Annotated in this window: 17 protein-coding genes; 5 read left to right on the top strand and 12 right to left on the bottom strand. The window is 50.8% G+C overall.

Annotated elements, in window-relative coordinates; translation table 11 throughout:
* Positions 1-35: 35 nt before the first annotated feature.
* The 4 genes from FHT67_RS09765 to FHT67_RS09750 form a co-directional block, all read right to left on the bottom strand.
* Entirely contained in the window at positions 36-1799 is a 1764-nt protein-coding gene (locus tag FHT67_RS09765) for a helicase-associated domain-containing protein (RefSeq protein ID WP_167197685.1), read from the bottom strand.
* Positions 1800-1817: 18 nt separating this feature from the next.
* Complete coding sequence (locus FHT67_RS09760) at positions 1818-3482, bottom strand: DNA repair helicase XPB (RefSeq protein WP_167197682.1); 1665 nt, start codon at positions 3480-3482, stop codon at positions 1818-1820.
* Between the two features lie 123 nt (positions 3483-3605).
* Positions 3606-4028 carry a CBS domain-containing protein gene (locus tag FHT67_RS09755; protein WP_207918120.1) on the bottom strand — a complete coding sequence of 141 codons (423 nt, stop codon included), beginning with the start codon at positions 4026-4028 and terminating at the stop codon, positions 3606-3608.
* A gap of 58 nt (positions 4029-4086) precedes the next feature.
* A complete protein-coding gene (locus FHT67_RS09750; protein ID WP_132306109.1) occupies positions 4087-5268 on the bottom strand; it encodes a M20 metallopeptidase family protein in 1182 nt (393 codons plus the stop codon).
* A 314-nt stretch (positions 5269-5582) separates the two neighbouring features.
* Here FHT67_RS09750 and FHT67_RS09745 point away from each other — a divergent pair, with 314 nt between their 5' ends.
* Positions 5583-5927: a YugN family protein gene (locus FHT67_RS09745; protein ID WP_167197679.1), complete on the top strand. Its 345-nt coding sequence runs from the start codon at positions 5583-5585 to the stop codon at positions 5925-5927.
* Positions 5928-5930: 3 nt separating this feature from the next.
* The gene (ftsW, locus tag FHT67_RS09740) at positions 5931-7106 is read left to right on the top strand and encodes a putative lipid II flippase FtsW (protein ID WP_132306113.1); all 1176 of its coding nucleotides are present in this window, start codon (positions 5931-5933) and stop codon (positions 7104-7106) included.
* 61 nt (positions 7107-7167) lie between these two features.
* Here ftsW and FHT67_RS09735 read toward each other — a convergent pair whose 3' ends face one another.
* The gene (locus tag FHT67_RS09735; protein ID WP_132306115.1) at positions 7168-7551 is read right to left on the bottom strand and encodes an Asp23/Gls24 family envelope stress response protein; all 384 of its coding nucleotides are present in this window, start codon (positions 7549-7551) and stop codon (positions 7168-7170) included.
* 184 nt (positions 7552-7735) lie between these two features.
* Between FHT67_RS09735 and cax the strand changes: the two genes are divergently transcribed.
* Positions 7736-8794 carry a calcium/proton exchanger gene (cax, locus tag FHT67_RS09730; protein ID WP_132306117.1) on the top strand — a complete coding sequence of 353 codons (1059 nt, stop codon included), beginning with the start codon at positions 7736-7738 and terminating at the stop codon, positions 8792-8794.
* Positions 8795-8827: 33 nt separating this feature from the next.
* Here cax and FHT67_RS09725 read toward each other — a convergent pair whose 3' ends face one another.
* The 5 genes from FHT67_RS09725 to FHT67_RS09705 form a co-directional block, all read right to left on the bottom strand.
* The gene (locus FHT67_RS09725; RefSeq protein ID WP_127493480.1) at positions 8828-9115 is read right to left on the bottom strand and encodes an Fpa/YlaN family protein; all 288 of its coding nucleotides are present in this window, start codon (positions 9113-9115) and stop codon (positions 8828-8830) included.
* 145 nt (positions 9116-9260) lie between these two features.
* The gene (locus FHT67_RS09720) at positions 9261-9503 is read right to left on the bottom strand and encodes an HPr family phosphocarrier protein (protein ID WP_015845356.1); all 243 of its coding nucleotides are present in this window, start codon (positions 9501-9503) and stop codon (positions 9261-9263) included.
* A gap of 101 nt (positions 9504-9604) precedes the next feature.
* On the bottom strand, positions 9605-10720 hold the full coding sequence (locus tag FHT67_RS09715) for an aminopeptidase (RefSeq protein ID WP_132306119.1): 1116 nt from the start codon (positions 10718-10720) through the stop codon (positions 9605-9607).
* Positions 10721-10795: 75 nt separating this feature from the next.
* Positions 10796-11497, bottom strand: a complete 702-nt coding sequence (locus tag FHT67_RS09710; protein WP_132306121.1) for a hypothetical protein — start codon at positions 11495-11497, stop codon at positions 10796-10798.
* 121 nt (positions 11498-11618) lie between these two features.
* On the bottom strand, positions 11619-13571 hold the full coding sequence (locus FHT67_RS09705; protein WP_208403208.1) for a diguanylate cyclase: 1953 nt from the start codon (positions 13569-13571) through the stop codon (positions 11619-11621).
* A gap of 363 nt (positions 13572-13934) precedes the next feature.
* On the opposite strand from FHT67_RS09705, the gene rpsD reads away from it, so the two are divergent.
* Both rpsD and FHT67_RS09695 read left to right on the top strand, forming a co-directional pair.
* Positions 13935-14534: a 30S ribosomal protein S4 gene (gene rpsD / locus FHT67_RS09700; RefSeq protein WP_132306125.1), complete on the top strand. Its 600-nt coding sequence runs from the start codon at positions 13935-13937 to the stop codon at positions 14532-14534.
* Positions 14535-14688: 154 nt separating this feature from the next.
* The gene (locus FHT67_RS09695; RefSeq protein WP_167197676.1) at positions 14689-15462 is read left to right on the top strand and encodes a class I SAM-dependent methyltransferase; all 774 of its coding nucleotides are present in this window, start codon (positions 14689-14691) and stop codon (positions 15460-15462) included.
* Positions 15463-15537: 75 nt separating this feature from the next.
* Here FHT67_RS09695 and FHT67_RS09690 read toward each other — a convergent pair whose 3' ends face one another.
* Together FHT67_RS09690 and FHT67_RS09685 are read right to left on the bottom strand one after the other, a co-directional pair.
* Positions 15538-17070, bottom strand: a complete 1533-nt coding sequence (locus FHT67_RS09690) for a flotillin family protein (protein ID WP_132306129.1) — start codon at positions 17068-17070, stop codon at positions 15538-15540.
* A 28-nt stretch (positions 17071-17098) separates the two neighbouring features.
* Positions 17099-17629: an NfeD family protein gene (locus FHT67_RS09685; protein WP_132306131.1), complete on the bottom strand. Its 531-nt coding sequence runs from the start codon at positions 17627-17629 to the stop codon at positions 17099-17101.
* Positions 17630-17789: the final 160 nt, after the last annotated feature.

Genomic DNA, 17789 nt, shown 5'->3' with positions numbered 1-17789 from the left:
ATCATATCATAATCATTCAAGGAATAGATACAATTTTACACAAATCCACTGACTCCCGGCGCAACCAGCTTCATCCCTTCCCACATTTCCGGGGACAGGCATACTTCGCGGTGCGTCTCCGCTTCCCGCAGCACGCCGGTGACGGTCCAGCCGTTCCCGCTTCTCTCCAGTCTGGCAGGCACGAATGCCACGGTGTTGTCGTTCATCCTTAATTGGACCGGCGCCTGCCAGCTCAATGCCCTTTCCAGAATCTCAAGGCGCGTGGAATGATGATAGGACCTGAACTGCTGCATCCAATTTATAGGTACCCGCTCAAGCTCGGGCAGAAACCGTTCAATCCTGAAATCCTCATGATTCATAAGCTCGCAGCCCGTAAACTCTCGTTCGGAAGAACGCAAGGGGAACCCAAATTCTGCTGATGGATACTCAAGCGACAATTCGGGATACGCGTCCGCGAGCGGCTTCTTATCCGCTTCCGTTTGTTTTCCCCAGTCCGTCAAACTTGATGCAAGCAATGGCGAGATAGGCGTTCCACCGGAAGCCGATTGCAAAAGGGCCATAATGGAAGCAACGCTTCGTCCGTGAGCAATAGCCCGTTCTATCGAGCTTCGCGTTAATTGCCATACGGACATATAATCGTCACTCTTCCGCTCTGCCACAAGCTCCAGTTCCCATCGGATTCGGTAAGGACAGCCCGGAGGAACAAGCAGATCGCCGTTAGGTTCAATCATAATGGGCTCAGGCCTTTCTGGCGGACGTTGCTTCTGATAAAGTAATTGCGGCATTATCGTCCACCGGAGCATTTTGTTCTCTCCCGCCCATGCGAGCTCCATCCATCCAAAGCCGCGCAGCAGCTTCAAACAGGCATTGCGGCTCTGGTCCCACTCCATGCCTTGCAAGTCAAGCTGGCAAAGCTGGTCCGAAAGAGCCGCATCCGAATACCAGATCCCCGGCTCAAGCCGGGTCAAAAGCGCCATGACATGCCACATGGCAGGCTTTTTATACAGAAGCTCATTCAGACACCACTGGAATAACAAAGCCTCCCGAAAAAGCTCCTCCTTCGAGAACCATGCGGCAAGCGTCTGCGTTTCCCACCTTAGCAGCTTCTTTTCATTCACCAATACACCTAATTGTCCGCTAAGCTTCAGCATGAAAGATACGGCAGGATTATAAGGATCCGTCTCTTCCTGCTGCCAGCCGGCCTGAAGAAGATCCGAATCCGTAACGGACGCAGCCTGCATCAGCTTTGCGGTTGTTTTCTTCGGCAGGACTCCTTTCGCCGTCAGCCCTGAACCGTTGCGTGCAAGCTCCGCCCAAACGGCCAGCAGCTGCCTGCCTAGTGGCTGAAGAGCCATATCCTCCTGCCGCTGCTCCCATACGCTCATCCGATCAGCTTCCGGCAGCTGACCAATCGGGAACAAATAGGGATGCCACAGCATAAAACAATCGCTTGGCATCGCGTACAGCCGCTCCCCCCAGCCTTGACGAAGCGCAAACACCAAGCCCGCATTTTGCAATTGGATCAGGCCGTAACGGAACTCGGCACCCGAGAATCTTTGCCGCAATGAAAAAAACCGCTCCTCCGAGACGGGACCGGCACCAAAGCAATTATAAAATGCCCGCAGGACCGCGGCGCTTGCTTCGTCCATTTGGTCCACCGCTTCTTGAATGGATAACCTGTCCAGTACGGCCTCCTCCCATTTCAATCCACGGCCTGCCGCACCGGTCCAGAGGGGAGACATCATGAATTGCCGCTTCACGCGGCTCGTCAGTTTCTCCGACCATTCTTGTACAAACATGAGGAATTACTCCCTTTGCTAATGTTTTTCAAGTTCGTATTGGTAGCCTTGCTCAAGCAGGAACATTTGACGCCTTGCGGCATATTCCGTTTCGCTGGTATCATCGGTCACGATCGTATAAAACCAGGCTTCGTTCCGGCCTTCCTTCGGACGCAAAATCCGGCCAATCCGCTGCGCTTCCTCCTGCCTTGAGCCATAGCTTCCCGAAATTTGAATAGCGACGGCCGCATCCGGCAGGTCAACCGCAAAATTCGCCACCTTGGATACCGCCAGAACGGGCACATCCCCCGACTTAAACTGTTCGTATAAACTCCGGCGTTCATTCTGCGGCAATTCTCCGGTGATGACAGGCACGTCTAACGAGTCGGCAATGGAATGAAGCTGGTCAAGGTATTGACCGATAATAAGCGTAGGCGTCCCTACATGCCGTTCCAATAGCTCGCGCACAATTGGAACCTTGCCCGGGTTCTCCGCCGCAAGGCGCAGCTTCGAACGCTTCTCGGCGGAATGGTACAGCTCGGATATGCCTTGATCCATCGGCACGCGGATTTCCGTGCATTTTACGGATGCGATATGCCCCTCCGCTTCGACTGTTTTCCATTGCAGCTCGAACTGCTTGGGCCCGATCAGAGAAAAAACATCCTCTTCGCATCCGTCCTCCCGAACCAGCGTTGCGGTCAATCCAAGCCTTCTGGTGGCCTGGATGTCGGCTGTCATTCGGAATACCGGCGCCGGCAGCAAATGCACCTCGTCGTATATAATGAGTCCCCAGTCGCGCTCGGAAAACAGCTTCATGTGACGGAAGGAATCTTTTTTCGACTTCCGGTGGGTTAGAATTTGATACGTCGCAATCGTTACCGGACGGACCTCCTTCGAGGCGCCCGTATATTCGCCGACCTCCGAAGGCTGAAGGGTTGTCTTGTCCAGCAGCTCTTCCTTCCATTGCTGTACGCTGGTTGCGTTGGAGGTAAGAATAAGCGCAGCGCTGTTCAGTCTGGCCAAGGCTGCAATGCCAACGATCGTTTTACCCGCTCCGCATGGCAGAACGATAACGCCGCTGCCTCCTTGAATCGTTCCTTCCTTATAAAAAACATCAACCGCCTGCCGCTGATAATCCCTTAATCCGAAAGGTTTGCCATCCAGCGTTACAGGTCTAAGCGACACGGATAAAGCCTCGCCCGCATGATAGCCAGCCAAATCGATGACAGGGTATCCGAGCCGGATTAATTCCTGCTTAAGCTGGCCCCTGTATTCCGGATTAACCTCCCAAGAGCCGTCGCTTCCGCGCTCCTTCAGACATTCCAGAATGGCCGGGTGCCCCGCGAGCTCTGCCAGCAGCGATTCGTCTCCGTATAACAGGAGAAGGCGCTCGTTTAATTCCAGGCGAAGCTTGCCGTACCGCTCCATTAGTGTGCGGATATTCGTCTCCAATACTCCAGGCATCCCGTATCTGGCATATTTTCTTAGGGATTCGATGACCGTTGCCGCATCCATGCCGGTAGAAGCAGCGTTCCACAAGGATAAAGAGGACATTTTATACGTATGCCAATTTCCGGGACGTTTCACGAGCTCGGCGAACAAGATCAGCTTCCTGCGGGCTTCCTCCGATAAAGGATGCTCGTAATCGAGCAGCACCGTCATATCCGACTGAATAATTAAAGGTCCATCCTGTCGTTCCAACATATGATCCCCCCGTCGTTCATAGCGGTAAGCATTCACCTCCCAGTATGTAAAAATATCCATCTTTTTATACGAAAAACGGGACCCTTTCAAGGCATCCGCCCCGAAAGAATCCCGTTATTTCATCTAATGCACGTGCTCCGATATTTCATTGAGCGCAGCGCCCGCCTCATGAATAAAGGCATCCCGCACAGCCAGATCACCAATTGCGACAACGCCAATCAACCGACCGTTTTCTACGACGGGAAGACGGCGTATTTTATGCTTGGCCATCAGCTCTGCCGCTTCATCCATGGTTGTGTCCGGTTCAATGGTCAGCACATCGGTTGTCATGACTTTCTCGACGGCCGTCGAGCCGGAATGCTTATCCGCATAGCCGCGGACGACAAGATCGCGGTCCGTTACGGCGCCAATCAGCTTTGACCCCTCTACAATTGGAATAAATCCGATATCATGCTTTTTCATTAAAACGGCAAGCTCATATACGTTATCCTGTAAAGTTGCTGTAATGCACGGCGAAGACATAACCTCTTTGATCGTTTTATTCAAGACGGACTAACCTCCTAATCGAATTCTGCCATATTAGGATGACCAGCCGGAAGCCTTGTCATTCTGCCGCAAAATCTTCCGCCATTTGTATAAGCAGCTGGGCTGAATGGAGCATCGCACGTTCATCGATATCAAACCGCGGATGGTGATGGGCGTATACGACTCCCGTCTCCTCGTTTCCCGCTCCAACAAACATAAAGCATCCCGGAACCTTCTCCAAATAATACGAGAAGTCCTCCGCGACCATCATCGCTTCCGAGCGGAGGGTATTCTCGGCGCCAAACAGCTCGCCGGATACCCGGAAGAATCTTCCGGCCTCCTGCTCGTCATTGACGACGGGGGGATAGCCGATACGCATATGGTAGTCGTATTTCGCTCCGTACATGCTGCAGGTATGGTTAACAAGCTGCTCAAGTCTTTCATGCGTAAGCTTTCGGGATTCCTCGTCAAATGTACGGACCGTCCCTTTCATCGCGCAGCGCTCCGCAATGACGTTATTGGTCGTTCCGGCTTGGAAGGAGCCGATCGTAACGACCGCTGGCTTCAACGGATCAACGTTGCGGCCAACAATGGATTGAACCGCCTGCACAAGAGCGGAGCCGATAACGATTGTATCTACTGTCTTGTGCGGCATGCCGCCATGTCCGCCTAGTCCGATAATTTCCAAAGTGAATTCATCTGCCGCAGCCATAAAAGGTCCCGGCTTGGTTGCAGTCTGACCGAACGGAATCGGCGACCACAAGTGCACCCCGTATATGGCGTCTACGCCGTCCAAGGCCCCGTCTTCAATCATGCGGATCGCGCCGCCCGGCGTCTGCTCCTCGGCTGGCTGGAAAATCAGCCGGCGCTCGCCTGCCAGCTCTGTCTTATGCTGCTGGTAGTAACTCGCTACCGCAAGCAATGCCGACGTATGCCCGTCATGCCCGCAGGCATGCATCACGCCGGGAACCTTGGACCGGTATTCGCACTCCTTCTCGTCCTGGATCGGAAGTGCGTCGATATCCGCGCGAAGCGCGATAACCGGACCCGGCATTTCCCCTTTTATCGTAACCAGCAGACCATGTCCGCCAACGCCTTCGCGCACCTCGCAGCCGAACGATTTTAATTGCTCCGCAATCCAGCGGGATGTATGCACCTCTTGAAAAGACAGCTCCGGATTCTGGTGGAGATGTCTGCGCCACCGGACCATTTCCGGGTAAAGACGCTGCAGCTGCTCTTTTATATAGCTGCTAGTCTTCATTGGACACACCTCCTAAAAGTTTTGTTTATAAACTGAACGCAAAGCGATGTGAAACAAAACTTGCTTCGTAAGCATCACCTAAAAGTTTTGTTGAACCATGACCTTGCAGACAAAACTTATTTCCATCTATTCTAACAGAACGGCGCGATGCGGCATAGAGAAAGCATAGTCATAGCGGAGAGTAAGTCTTGCGCTGACTGGGGAAACATACTATCATGGGAAAAGATGTACAAATAAGTTTTGCGCGTTTAGCAAAACTCGGCTTTGCCAGCATAAACCATACATTCCACAAGCAACTATAGGAGGAAATAACGATGATTATTGAAAACTCGGGTCTTAACGGCCTTCAAAGCGATCTGGCTCATCTGGACGAGTCTGCCGAGCAGCTTGGCTTTGTACGTTGGCAGTGGGAGTACTATCGCGCTACATACGATCTGAAGCTGGAAGATCCAGCAACAAATTCGGAATACTTCCTGCGCGTCAACACCCGCGCCGTTGAAGGCAAGCTGGAAAATCCCAATGCCGTGCTTGCAATTGAACACGTATATATCGGAAAAGCTACATTCCCTCATGGCCTTGAATACGAATCGCCGGTTCCGCAGCCGATCATGGCGATTGCGAATCAACGCCTCGAGAAGCTGAAACAGCTGCTTGCCTAATCTATGAAGAAGACACAGCAGAATGGCAGTCGTGGCAGACCGGACTTTCTGCTCCTTATTTTAACGCTGCTGCTGGTTGGATTCGGACTGGTCATGGTGTTCAGCGCAAGCTCGAACATTACGCTGACTTCGGCTAAATTCCACAATGATGCGTTGTATTTTACTAAGCGGCAGCTCATTTGGGCGGTTCTCGGCATTTTTGCTATGCTTTTCCTGATGAATCTCCCTTACCAGATCTTTAAACGGGGATTTATCTTCCTATTCATACCGGTCATAATCATGCTGATGATTGTACCAACCATTGGCTCGCTTAACGGCGCGAGCAGCTGGTTCCGAATCGGAACCATGGGGATCCAGCCGACGGAGATGGCCAAGCTTGCCATGATTCTCTATATAGGCGCTCTTATTACCAAGAAGGGCGAGAAGTTCCGGGATTTCAAGAAAGGCCTGCTTCCGGTATTGATCATCGTAGGCTTTATTTGCTTCCTAATCATGATGCAGCCGGATTTGGGATCCTGTCTCGTTCTTGCCTCTTGCGCGGGGATTATGATTATTGCAGGCGGGGCTAACCTGAAGCAGGTTGCCGTGTCAGGCGGCGTAATCGGTATCATCGCCGTTCTTTTCGCCGCAATCGGCATGGCTACAAATCCAGATGGTTGGGCTTACAGGATCGCTCGGTTTACAGCCTATTCCGATCCGCTGGCGGATCAACAGGGCTCGGGCTTCCAGCTGGTATCCTCCCTGCAGGCGCTTGGACACGGAGGTTTAACGGGAGCTGGGTTCGGGGAAAGCGTGCAAAAGCTGCATTACTTGGACTATCCTTATAATGACTTTATCTTTTCCGTCATTGCCGAGGAGCTGGGATTTATCGGCGCAAGCCTGTTCCTCTTGTTTTACTTGCTCTTTCTCTGGCGGGCGCTTATCGTTGCTCTTCGCTGCCCCGATCACTACGGGACTATTGTCGGAGTCGGGATTGTTGGCTTGTTCGGAATCCAGGCCTTCGTTAATGTGGGCGGCGTAACCGGCGCAATTCCGCTGACCGGCGTCACGCTTCCCTTCGTCAGCTACGGGGGCTCCTCCCTGCTAGTCTGTCTGATGTGTATCGGGGTGCTTCTCAGCATCTCGCGGGAGGCCAACAAGCAGGACAAGCCGGAACGAGCGAAACGTCATCATCACTGAACCAAAAAAGGCTGAACCCGTCAAAGTAACGGTTCAGCCTTTTTTATGTAAGCTCCGCATTTTATTTCAGACGTTGCTGCGGTTCTTCCGACGTTTCCTCTTCTTTAAAGGCGACGCCTTCTACTTTTACATTGACTTCAACAACGTTAAGACCGGTCATATTCTCAACCGATTCCCTTACGTTAAGCTGCAGCTGTCTGCAGACCTCCTGAATCGGAATGCCGTAATGAACGATAATGCGAAGATCGATTGCCGCTTCAAGCTGGCCTACTTCGACGGATACACCTTTTTGCACGTTTTTACCGCTAAGGCGCTTCGCCAGTCCTTCGGAGATCCCGCCTGACATTCCGGCAATGCCTGGAGTCTCAAGCGCAGCGAGTCCTGCAATCGTTGCCACTACATCGTCTGAAATACGGATAATGCCTGTTTGAAGGTCCTCGTTCATGTTATTCCACTCCTCAATTTGCCATATACCATCATTGTACTGGATGGCTCAATTTGAAGCAAGGAAGGAAGTTGTTCTATGTTAGGCCCTATGTAATATTTTTTTGGAAAAGTTTACATGGTTGCCTTTTTTCGTTATGATTAATAATGTTTTTTAGACTTACATAATTGAAGAGGTGGATTTGGTGAGACAGAAACTGTTTTTCGGCGGATTAATTGTTATGTTCCTCTTGAGCGCAATCGGGCATTTCGCCCATTGGGACATGACGCTTCAATTTATCATTTCCGCTATCGCCGTCGTTTTTGTAGCGGGCTTTCTCGGCAAAGCGACGGAAAGTGTAGCCCATTACGCCGGACAAAGGCTTGGCGGGTTTCTTAATGCCACGTTTGGTAACGCGGCTGAGCTGATCATTGCGATCTTCCTCGTCAAAGAAGGCTTGTTTGATACGGTTAAAGCGAGTATCACCGGTTCCATTATTGGCAACCTGCTTCTCGTCCTTGGACTTAGCCTTCTTGCGGGCGGCATTAAATTCAAACAGCAGTTTTTCAATAACCAATTGGCCGAGCATAACGCAACGCTGATGATTATGGCTGTTATCGGTTTGTTTGTACCCGCTGTCTTCGTTGGCGCAGAGCACTTCACGATTAATAAGGACCATTTCCTCAGCATTACGGTTGCCTGCATTCTGATCGTATCTTACCTGCTGTGGCTTGTGTTCTCGATGATTACCCATAAAGATGTTCTCGCTGATAACGTCATGAATGCCGATCACGGCGAGGAGCCGATGTGGTCGAAAGGCGTTTCCGTTATCATGCTGATTGTAGCGACGATTATGGTGGCGTTCGTCAGCGAATGGCTCGTACATACTCTCGACAGCTTTACTGAAAAATTTGGCCTGTCCCAGCTGTTTGTCGGTGCGTTCGTTATTGCGATCATCGGTAATGCAGCCGAGCATAGCGCAGCGGTTATGCTGGCGCTCAAGAACAAAATCGGCGCAGCAGTCGAAATCGCCATCGGCAGCAGCTTACAGATCGCTCTGTTTGTCGCTCCGGTGCTGATTCTGGTTAGTGTATTTATGGGGAATACGATGGATATTATCTTCACCCCAATCGAATTAACGGCCATCGGCGTATCCGTCTTTATCGCGAAATCCGTATCCCGAGACGGCACAACCAACTGGTATGAAGGATTCCTGCTGCTTATGGTTTATGTCATACTAGGCGTTGCTTTCTATCTTGTTTGAGAAAACAAAAAAAGAGTAGGCTCCAAACGGAGTCTACTCTTTATTATTTAACGCTTCATACAACTGGGCCAAGTTGCGTTCCAAGCGGCTTAACATTTCTTTTCCGCTCTGCTCGGCAATCAATCCCGCGCGCACAGCAAAGTCAATCTCCCGCGAGAATCCATACATTTGCGTGTCCAAAACTTCCTCGTACAGCGGACATTGACGGGTCGTCAAGTTCTCCATCTGAACTTCGATAAGTTTTTCTATTTTACTCGCATCTTCCGTTAGGAGACGAAGCGCTTTCTCATGCAATTGAACCGTGACTTCCGGTGAAGACATCGTTTTCCCCCCTGTGCGTGTACCCGCCGTCGTCTATATCTTTTATATTAGACGAAAAAGAGCCAATACACAAGGACAAAACAAAAAAGCGCTTCTTCTTTTCAGATTCAGAAGAAGAAACGCTTTGTTTGTGACCAATACGGTCCTATTCGCTAATTACAGATACATTCAAGTTATGTTTTGCGAAAATTTCTGCCATTTTTGCTTTCGCTTCTTCCGCATCAGGACCATGAACATGAAGCTCGTAAGCGTGGCCGCCTACCAACGTCGTAAACAGTCCAAGAATGCTCTTTACATCGATATATTTGTTGTCGGCTTGCAGAACGATTGAAGAGCGGAATTGGCTAGCCGCTTGAGAAATTTCTACGATGGCTGCATTGTTGGACATGGGGAATCCCTCCAGTTAATTAGTAAAGCTTTCCTTGACATCATGATAACCCGAAATATAGCATCCATCAAGAGAAAAGTTCAAAAACGCTTCATTTTCATTTATTTCAAATTTTCGGAATTTAATCCTTCCAGCTCAGGCAGCACGAAAACGCCGTCTTTGCGGATTAGTACATCATCGAAATAAATTTCTCCGCCGCCATATTCCGGACGTTGAATCAATACTAAATCCCAATGAATGGAAGAACGGTTGCCGTTATCGGTTTCCTCGTACGCCTGACCCGGCGTAAAGTGAAGGCTTCCCGCAATCTTCTCGTCGAATAAAATATCATTCATCGGATGCAAAATATACGGATTAAAGCCGATTGCGAATTCGCCGATATAACGCGCCCCTTCATCGCTGTCCAAAATCTCATTCAATTTCTTCGTATCGTTGCTGGTAGCGTTAACGATCTTGCCATTCTCGAACGTAAACGAGATATTCTGGAACGTCGTTCCGGAATATACGCTTGGCGAATTATACGTAATGACGCCATTAACCGAATCGCGGACAGGCGCGGAGAATACTTCGCCGTCAGGAATATTGCGCTGGCCGGAGCATTTTTTCGCACCGATGCCTTTAATAGAGAACGTTAAGTCCGTACCCGGCGATACGATCCGCACTTTGTCCGTACGTGCCATCAAGGCCTGGAGCGGATCTTGGGCGCGGTCCATTTTCGCATAATCCAGGTTGCATACGTCGAAATAAAAATCCTCGAACGCTTCCGTGCTCATGTTAGCCAGCTGCGCCATCGATGGAGTCGGGTAACGGAGCACGACCCATTTCGTCCGCTTAACGCGCTCCTCCATATGTACGGGATGGGTATATAATTGCTCATATAAACGCATTTTTTCCTTTGGCACATCGGACAGCTCGTTTACGTTCGAGCCTGAACGCACGCCGATATAGCCTTGCATTTGCTCCATGCGCTCAAGGTCGTGCTTCGCCCAAAGCTCGATTTGCTCCTTGGTTGCATGCGTCAGCATCGTCCGCAGGACCGAGCGGTCGCTCAGCTCCACAAACGGTCTCCCGCCGCGCTTCGTTACTTCTTCAATCAGGCATTTGCCCAGCTCCAGCTCAAGGCCGATCAAATCGATCAGGACATTATCGCCGGGTTGTACATCAATCGAGTAGCCGGCAAGGTTGGCCGCCAGCTTCTGTAATCTTGCATCACGCATCTTTCTCAAACCTCCATTACTTATGAGCGCTGTTTTAGGAAAAACAGCCTTCGAACATATTAGCATGTTGCATGCTTATTGAACAGTTCCTGTTCCGTTATAAGAACTAAAGGTAACGCTTGTATCGCGCTTTTCCTGCTTGTCTTGTCCGGAAAGCGAATAATTAAGGACGGAATGCTCCTCCAGCTTCGTCGGAACGAGACTGTTTCTGTCGATGAGCACCTCATATTGGGCCTTGACCTGCAGCGATTTCAGCATTTTGTCCATCTGTTTTCGGGATGCGTTAAATTCCTTCAGCCAGGCTTGCTTGTATGGCCCTTCTTCCAACGGTTCTTTGGCTGCCAGCGCGTTCATCTCGTCCTGAAGCTGCTCTATCCAGAGCTTGTTGGCGTCCTGATCGTTCAGCTCAATATGCAGGGCAACCTGGTTCGCCGTAGTTGCCGCGTCGATGAAGTTTACTTTTTTATGAGCGTTTTTCACTTTGTTCAGCACCTCAATCGGGCTCCATTCCAGATCTTGTCCGTCATCGCCTTGCGCATGCAGTTTGGTATGCTCCTCGATATGTCCTTGAAAGGTCCGGGGCGCGTAAGCCCAGCCTTCCGCCGAGTAGATGGTCGTCTGGCCGGAGAACGCGTATTGATCCTTGCCGGCAAGACCGGAGATCGACATGTTAAGCCATTCCTCAGGCGGACGGCTGGAGGTCGAGCATCCGGTTACGGCCAGGGCAAGCACCGCAAGCAGCGTGCTAATAAGTGTAGTATGTTTTAAGGTCTTCATTTAACACAACACCTTTCGTTAAATCGTTACACATACCTTTATCGTCCCCTGAACGGACAGCGACTTATTCGGTCCATACCCAAAAAGAAAAGGACACCCCCGGTGGTGTCCTTCGTAACAATCAATTGGCTTGTCCGATATAAATCCGGTTTCTGCCGTTGTTTTTTGCTTCATACAGCGCCATATCGGCTCGATAGAACAACGATTCCACGCTGATTTTCTCATTCTCAAACGTCCATTCGGAAACACCGCAGGATACCGTCACGACGGGCTGGGTCTCAGCCTCCACATGGGTCCGGATCCGTTCGGCAATCCGGTAAGCCTGTTCCGAACGGATACCCGGCAAATAGACGGCTAACTCCTCCCCGCCCCATCTCGCCGCAATATCCCCCTGCCTGATCGAGCTGCGGATAATGCTGCTGACCTGCACCAAAATCTGATCGCCAACCTGATGGCCAAACGTATCGTTGATTTGCTTGAAATGATCGATGTCAACAAGGATCAGCGCTCCAAGCGGATCCTTCCGTTGACGGCTTTGAATTTGCTCGTTCAGATAATGGCGGGCGTGCAGGCCCGTCAAATTATCCGTTATCACCATTCTCCGAACTTCGGCATGCAGCGATGCATTGGTAATGGCCAGCCCGATATGCGTAGACATAACCTGCAGCAGCTTGTAATTGTCATAGGAAAAGAAATTCGCGCTTTTATGGGCAACCATAATGACGCCAACGACTTCCGAATCGACAAGGATTGGCGTAGCGATAAGCGAGCGTGCACCCGTATTGTCCATCAGCTTGGAATTGACAACCCGCGTATGCCAATAATCCGAAATGATAAGCGGTTCCTTCGTCCGGTGCACGATGCCGCAGAACCCGTATTCGGGCGAGAAATGCTCGCTCGACATGGCGGGAATATTGCTTGCCATCACGACAAATTGATTCTTCTCTTTGTTAAGCTGAAGCACGCAGCAATAATCGGCATCAAATACGCTGAGCAGCTCCGACGAAGCAAATTTGAAAATTTCTTTCAGCTTGAGCGACTGGTTCAATCTTTTTGTAAGCTCATTAATCAGTCTTAGTTCATTAATAAGAAGATTCGACTGCTCGTACAGCTTCGCGTTCTCAAACGCCGTGCCCGCTGTATCGGCCAGCAAAACGAAAGCCGGCAGATCCGCATCATCCCAGCCGCTAGCGTCAACCGTTAAGCATAATACGCCGTAAGCAGCCTGCTTGCCCGTCATGGGTACCGCAAGTCGTTTCGTCCCATCCCTGTCTTGTTCGGTCACAAGCTTCCCTTCGAGAAAAGACTTCGCTACCAGATCATGCGCCGCATTCTTGAATACAAGCGGTTTGACGCGTGAATCGCCATTGACATGATCCTGCGATAAATACAATTGCGCAACCGAATTCGGATATAATTGCTCCAGACTGCTCAGCATTTCGGACAAGACCGAAGTGACGTCGAACTGGTCATACAGCCTTTTGGCCGCCAAAAACAAGGCATCCCGCCTGCTTGCTTCCTTGTCCGTCCGTTTTTGCTGCAGAAGCAGATCTTTGATGTACAGCTGCTCAAACCTCCGGTAAAAGCATGTCCGGAAGTGAAGCGCGCTTAGCTGCGCTACCGCCTTGGCCTGAGATCCGTTCGGAAAATCTGTTACATAAACCAGGACGCAAAAAGGACGACGATCCGATCGAGTAAGTACGGGAACGGCCGCAGCCTCCAGCGTCTGCTCATCTTCCGTCGCAGCTTCTGACGTCATGGTAACGGCGGCAGCAGCCTGCCGCGCGGCGGCAAGGATCTCCGCCTGATGATTTATCTCCATAGTTCCTGCGGAACCAATTACGTTGCCGTTTAAATCAAATAATACAAACTGTCCATCTACTTGCAGCTCTTGTTCTTCGGAATCCTTGCGCCAGCATGCGAAGCTCTCCTGCAGCAATGGCAGCAAGTACGGTTCATCCGCTGCTTGTATATCTTCATTCTCAAACCAAATTGTCCGCATATCCTCTTCAATCCGATGAGCTGGCGCGGCAGCTTCATCTATCGCCTGTGGATTATTATATAGATCCGCCATCGGCAACACCCAGCCCTTCCCTCTATATAAAGGAGACGAGTCTATCAAACTATTATTTCAATTTATAATATACTTTATTTTTGAGAATATTGCACTACTCAAAATTCCAACTTTTAGGTCTTTCGAACCGCATCCAGTGCCGTTAATGGCAAGCGCTGGTGCCTTGACAAAGGCAAGCATTTTCATATATTATCTATAAATGAATGCATGGGCGTACGGTTTTGTGTCACCCTCAGAAATACGTTCGCTGATATACCAGCGGCTGAACTGTTTATCAGGCTTCGAAGAATTCGGGCATAGAGCGTATTCGGCGAAACACAACCCCATCCTCAAAAATACAATTTTGAAGGAGTTACACAACTCATGTCCCGTTATACAGGTCCTAAATTTAAATTAAGCCGCCGTCTCGGTATTTCCCTGAGCGGTACTGGCAAAGAATTGAAACGTCCATTCCCTCCAGGCCAACACGGTCCTAACCAACGCAAAAAGCTTAGCGGTTATGGCGTTCAATTGCAAGAAAAACAAAAACTGCGTCACATGTACGGCTTGAACGAGAAGCAATTCCGCAACTTGTTCGACAAAGCGGCTAAACTGAAAGGTATCTCCGGTGAAAACTTCATGGTCCTTCTCGAAAGCCGCCTGGACAACCTCGTGTTCCGTCTTGGTTTCGCTAACTCCCGTGCAGGCGCACGTCAGTTGGTATCCCATGGTCACGTAACGGTTAACGGTAAAAAAGTCGACATCGCTTCCTACACCGTATCGACTGGCGACGTAATCGGTCTGCGCGAGCGCAGCCGTGGTCTGAAATCGATCAAAGAAGCGATCGAAGGCCGTCATCACCTGCCGAATTACCTGGAATTCAACGATACAGCTGTTGAAGGCAAATACGTTCGTCTTCCAGAACGCGCTGAGCTTTCCCAAGAGATCGACGAGAAACAAATCGTCGAGTTCTACAGCCGTTAATAGCTTGACGCGGAAACCCCGGGAGCTTACGCTCTCCGGGGTTTTTACTGTTTGTTTGATAGGCGAAACCTATAAAGAGAATAGATATTATATATTTCATTTATATGGCTAAAGAAGGTAAAACTAATGTATAACCGAACGGAGGCGATGAAACATGATCAAGCAAGGCACGCAGTCATGGAATCCCGGAACATACGATACGCAGCTCGGATTTGTATCAAAGCTTGGCAAAGGCATTCTGGATTGGCTGGATCCGCAGCCGGGGGAACATATTCTGGATCTGGGCTGCGGGACAGGTGATCTGGCGGTTGAGATCGCCGGTACCGGCTCGAAGGTAACCGGGATGGATCAGTCGGAAGCCATGATTGTATCGGCAAGAAGCAAATATCCCGAAATAACCTTCATCGTTGGCGACGGTGAACAGTTCAGCTTTGAAGCTCCGTTTGATGCTATCTTCTCGAATGCAGCCTTGCACTGGATGAAAAATGCCAGAGGGGTAATCGAATCCGTGCGGGATTCCTTAAAAAGCGGAGGAAGATTTGTTGCCGAATTTGGCGGCAAGGGCAATGTAGATGGTTTTGTCCGGGCCTTTTACGAGGTGATGCCGCGGTACGGCATAGAGCCGGCTGAACGGAATCCTTGGTACTTCCCTTCCATTGGCGAATACACAAGCCTGCTCGAGGAATATGGATTCGAAGTAAGAATCGCCGAGCATTTCGATCGACCTACTCCTTTGCCTGAAGGCGATACTGGGGTTATGCATTGGCTGGACGGATTCGGGGATGCTTTCTTCAAAGGGCTGGAGGACGCGGCTAGACAGTCCGCCAAGCAAGAAGTATACGAGGCAGCCAAACAGAAGCTGCCGACCGCCAGCGGCGTCTATCTGGCCGATTACAGACGTATTCGTATCTCGGCCGTGAAATTATGACGTAACCTGTTCTATTGCCGGAAAAGAAATCCCGGAGAGGATCCTTGCGTCCTCTCCGGGATTTTTATGTTTCGTTTATTCTTTTCCCTGGGCAGGCTCCGCTGGCTGCGGGACTTGTACGGGTGCCTCGGCAGCAGCTGCCGTCTGGGACAACGTGCCCGATACCCGGGACGTTAAGCTTTTCATCAGCGAGTTGACATCGATTCCGGATACGCTTTTCAGCATCTCCGGCGCTGTCGCCATCAAGCTGGTCACGTAATTGCTTACGCGGGCCGCTCCCTCGCCTTGTCCGGTATCCACAACCGTCAGCTTGTCGATGCTTTTAATCGGTTCTGCCACTTTGCCGGCCAGCTCAGGCAGCATTTTCACAATGATATCGAGAACCGCAGCTTCGCCAAAGCTTTCGAATGCTTGAGCAAGCTTTTCCTTCGCTTCCGCCTCGGCAAGACCGCGCAGACGGATAACCTCGGCTTCCGCCGTCCCTTTCGCGCGCTCTGCGTCGGCGATCGCAAGACCGTCCAGACGCTTTTGCTCGGCAAGCGCCTTCGCTTCCGATTCAATGCGGTATTGCACCGCGTCCGCTTCGCGGAGCTTTTTCGTTTTGTCCGCTTCGGCCGCTTGCTCCACCGCATAACGGTCGGCTTCGGCTTTTTTCTTCACTTCCGCATCGTACTGCTTCTCGCGGCGCAGAATTTCTTTTGCTTCCAGATCGATCTCGCGTTCCTTCCGAACAAGCTCAACCTTCATCTGCTCTTCTACTACGCTTTGCTTCGCGCGCGCTTCCTGAATCGAATAAGCCTGATCCGCTTCCGCCTTCGCCATATCCTGCTCGCGTTTGAAGGAAGCAACCTTCAGCTCCTTCTCTTTAGCGGCTTCGGCGATATTGGTATCGCGCAGAAGCTCGGCCTTTTGCCCTTCTTCCTCGGCAAGCGCCTTCTTGATTCGGGAATCTCTTACCGCTTCCGCCTCCGCAATGTCCGCATCGCGTTTGACGGCGGCAATACGCGGTTTGCCCAGAGCATCCAGGTATCCGTGCTTATCCCGTAAATCCTTGATGGTGAAGGAAACGATCTGAAGACCCATCTTTTTCAAATCCTTGGCTGCGACGCCCTGCACCTCTTGCGCGAATTTGTCGCGGTTCCGGTAAACCTCTTCTACTGTCATCGTACCGAGAATAGCCCTGAGATGACCCTCCAGCACCTCTTGCGCTTCGCTCTTCAGCGCTTCGGTTGGTTTGCCCATGAACTGCTCGGCTGCCGTGGCCACATCCTCGACGATACCTCCGATTTTGATAATCGCCACGCCATCAGCCATAACGGGTACGCCTTGTTCCGTATATACTTCCGGAGTAGAGACGTCCAGCTTGTGGGAGAGCAGCGACAGAAACTCTGCCTTCTGAAAAATCGGAAGGATAAAAGCGCCCCCGCCGCGGACGATTTTGATTTTGCGGCCGGATTCATCCGTGCTTACATTCCGGCTTCCCAAGAACGAACCCGTTACGATCATCGCTTCGTCCGGGCTTACGGTACGGTAGCGCGCCCAAAAGGCAATACCGAGAATAACGAATACGGCAACTACAATAGAAGGAATAACAAAATACTCTGGCATGAACTTTCTCCTCTCAGTTTAGCACTTTTTAGTAAGGGTCAAGCTTGGAGACATACAACGTGTTTTCTTTTACTTCCACGATAACAACCCGTGAACCGCCTGGTATAGCATCACCGTCGAAGCTTGCGGCAATCTGGTTGGTATGTCCCGCACCCGCCTTGACCAGAACTTCGCCATACCCCTTGGAAGGGATCGCTGTAATCACCTCGGCGATCTTGCCGCTCAGATCCTTCTCCGAAAACGCAATCGAATTCTCGCTTTCGCTCATCGGTTTAACGTACAGGAAATAACCGCTGCCGCCGATAACCACGCCGCCGGCAAGAGCAAGAATGAATACGGCCGCAAGACCTAGCGCCGTGTAATGCGCGAGCAGCAGCCCCGCACCGCCGAATGCGGTAATTCCGCCAACCAAGGTTGTCGGATTAAGCCACGGATGGCCGTCCAGCGACAAGAAATCAAGAATGCCGCCCAGCGCGTGACCGATCAAATCCCCAAGCAGTGCGCTAATAATGGCATATAAAGCTCCGCCGATGAGACAACCCCAAAATACCGCCTCCAACTTCCTCCTCCTCTCACAGCAACCATATGCTGTTAATTCATACGCGAATACCCCCGCTTTTGTTTCGGAAAAATGGGGGATTTCTAATCGCAAGCTTCATTTTTTTAATGATTCCAAGCATCGGCGGCGCAATTATTCCCATTAACCATACAACTTTTCC

Source organism: Paenibacillus sp. BK720 (assembly GCF_011761545.1).
In the GTDB taxonomy this organism is placed as follows: Bacteria; Bacillota; Bacilli; order Paenibacillales; family Paenibacillaceae; genus Pristimantibacillus.
This window is presented reverse-complemented; position numbering and strand designations above follow the sequence as displayed.

Bases quoted from the DNA above. Each gene is read 5' to 3' on its own strand.
- FHT67_RS09710 (WP_132306121.1), bottom strand. From the start codon at position 11,497: ATGAAGACCTTAAAACATACTACACTTATTAGCACGCTGCTTGCGGTG.
- FHT67_RS09720 (WP_015845356.1), bottom strand. From the start codon at position 9,503: ATGTCCAACAATGCAGCCATCGTAGAAATTTCTCAAGCGGCTAGCCAA.
- FHT67_RS09690 (WP_132306129.1), bottom strand. From the start codon at position 17,070: ATGCCAGAGTATTTTGTTATTCCTTCTATTGTAGTTGCCGTATTCGTT.
- FHT67_RS09760 (WP_167197682.1), bottom strand. From the start codon at position 3,482: ATGTTGGAACGACAGGATGGACCTTTAATTATTCAGTCGGATATGACG.
- FHT67_RS09695 (WP_167197676.1), top strand. From the start codon at position 14,689: ATGATCAAGCAAGGCACGCAGTCATGGAATCCCGGAACATACGATACG.
- rpsD (WP_132306125.1), top strand. From the start codon at position 13,935: ATGTCCCGTTATACAGGTCCTAAATTTAAATTAAGCCGCCGTCTCGGT.
- FHT67_RS09735 (WP_132306115.1), bottom strand. From the start codon at position 7,551: ATGAACGAGGACCTTCAAACAGGCATTATCCGTATTTCAGACGATGTA.
- FHT67_RS09765 (WP_167197685.1), bottom strand. From the start codon at position 1,799: ATGTTTGTACAAGAATGGTCGGAGAAACTGACGAGCCGCGTGAAGCGG.
- FHT67_RS09705 (WP_208403208.1), bottom strand. From the start codon at position 13,571: ATGGCGGATCTATATAATAATCCACAGGCGATAGATGAAGCTGCCGCG.
- FHT67_RS09750 (WP_132306109.1), bottom strand. From the start codon at position 5,268: ATGAAGACTAGCAGCTATATAAAAGAGCAGCTGCAGCGTCTTTACCCG.
- FHT67_RS09715 (WP_132306119.1), bottom strand. From the start codon at position 10,720: ATGCGTGATGCAAGATTACAGAAGCTGGCGGCCAACCTTGCCGGCTAC.
- ftsW (WP_132306113.1), top strand. From the start codon at position 5,931: ATGAAGAAGACACAGCAGAATGGCAGTCGTGGCAGACCGGACTTTCTG.
- FHT67_RS09725 (WP_127493480.1), bottom strand. From the start codon at position 9,115: ATGTCTTCACCGGAAGTCACGGTTCAATTGCATGAGAAAGCGCTTCGT.
- FHT67_RS09745 (WP_167197679.1), top strand. From the start codon at position 5,583: ATGATTATTGAAAACTCGGGTCTTAACGGCCTTCAAAGCGATCTGGCT.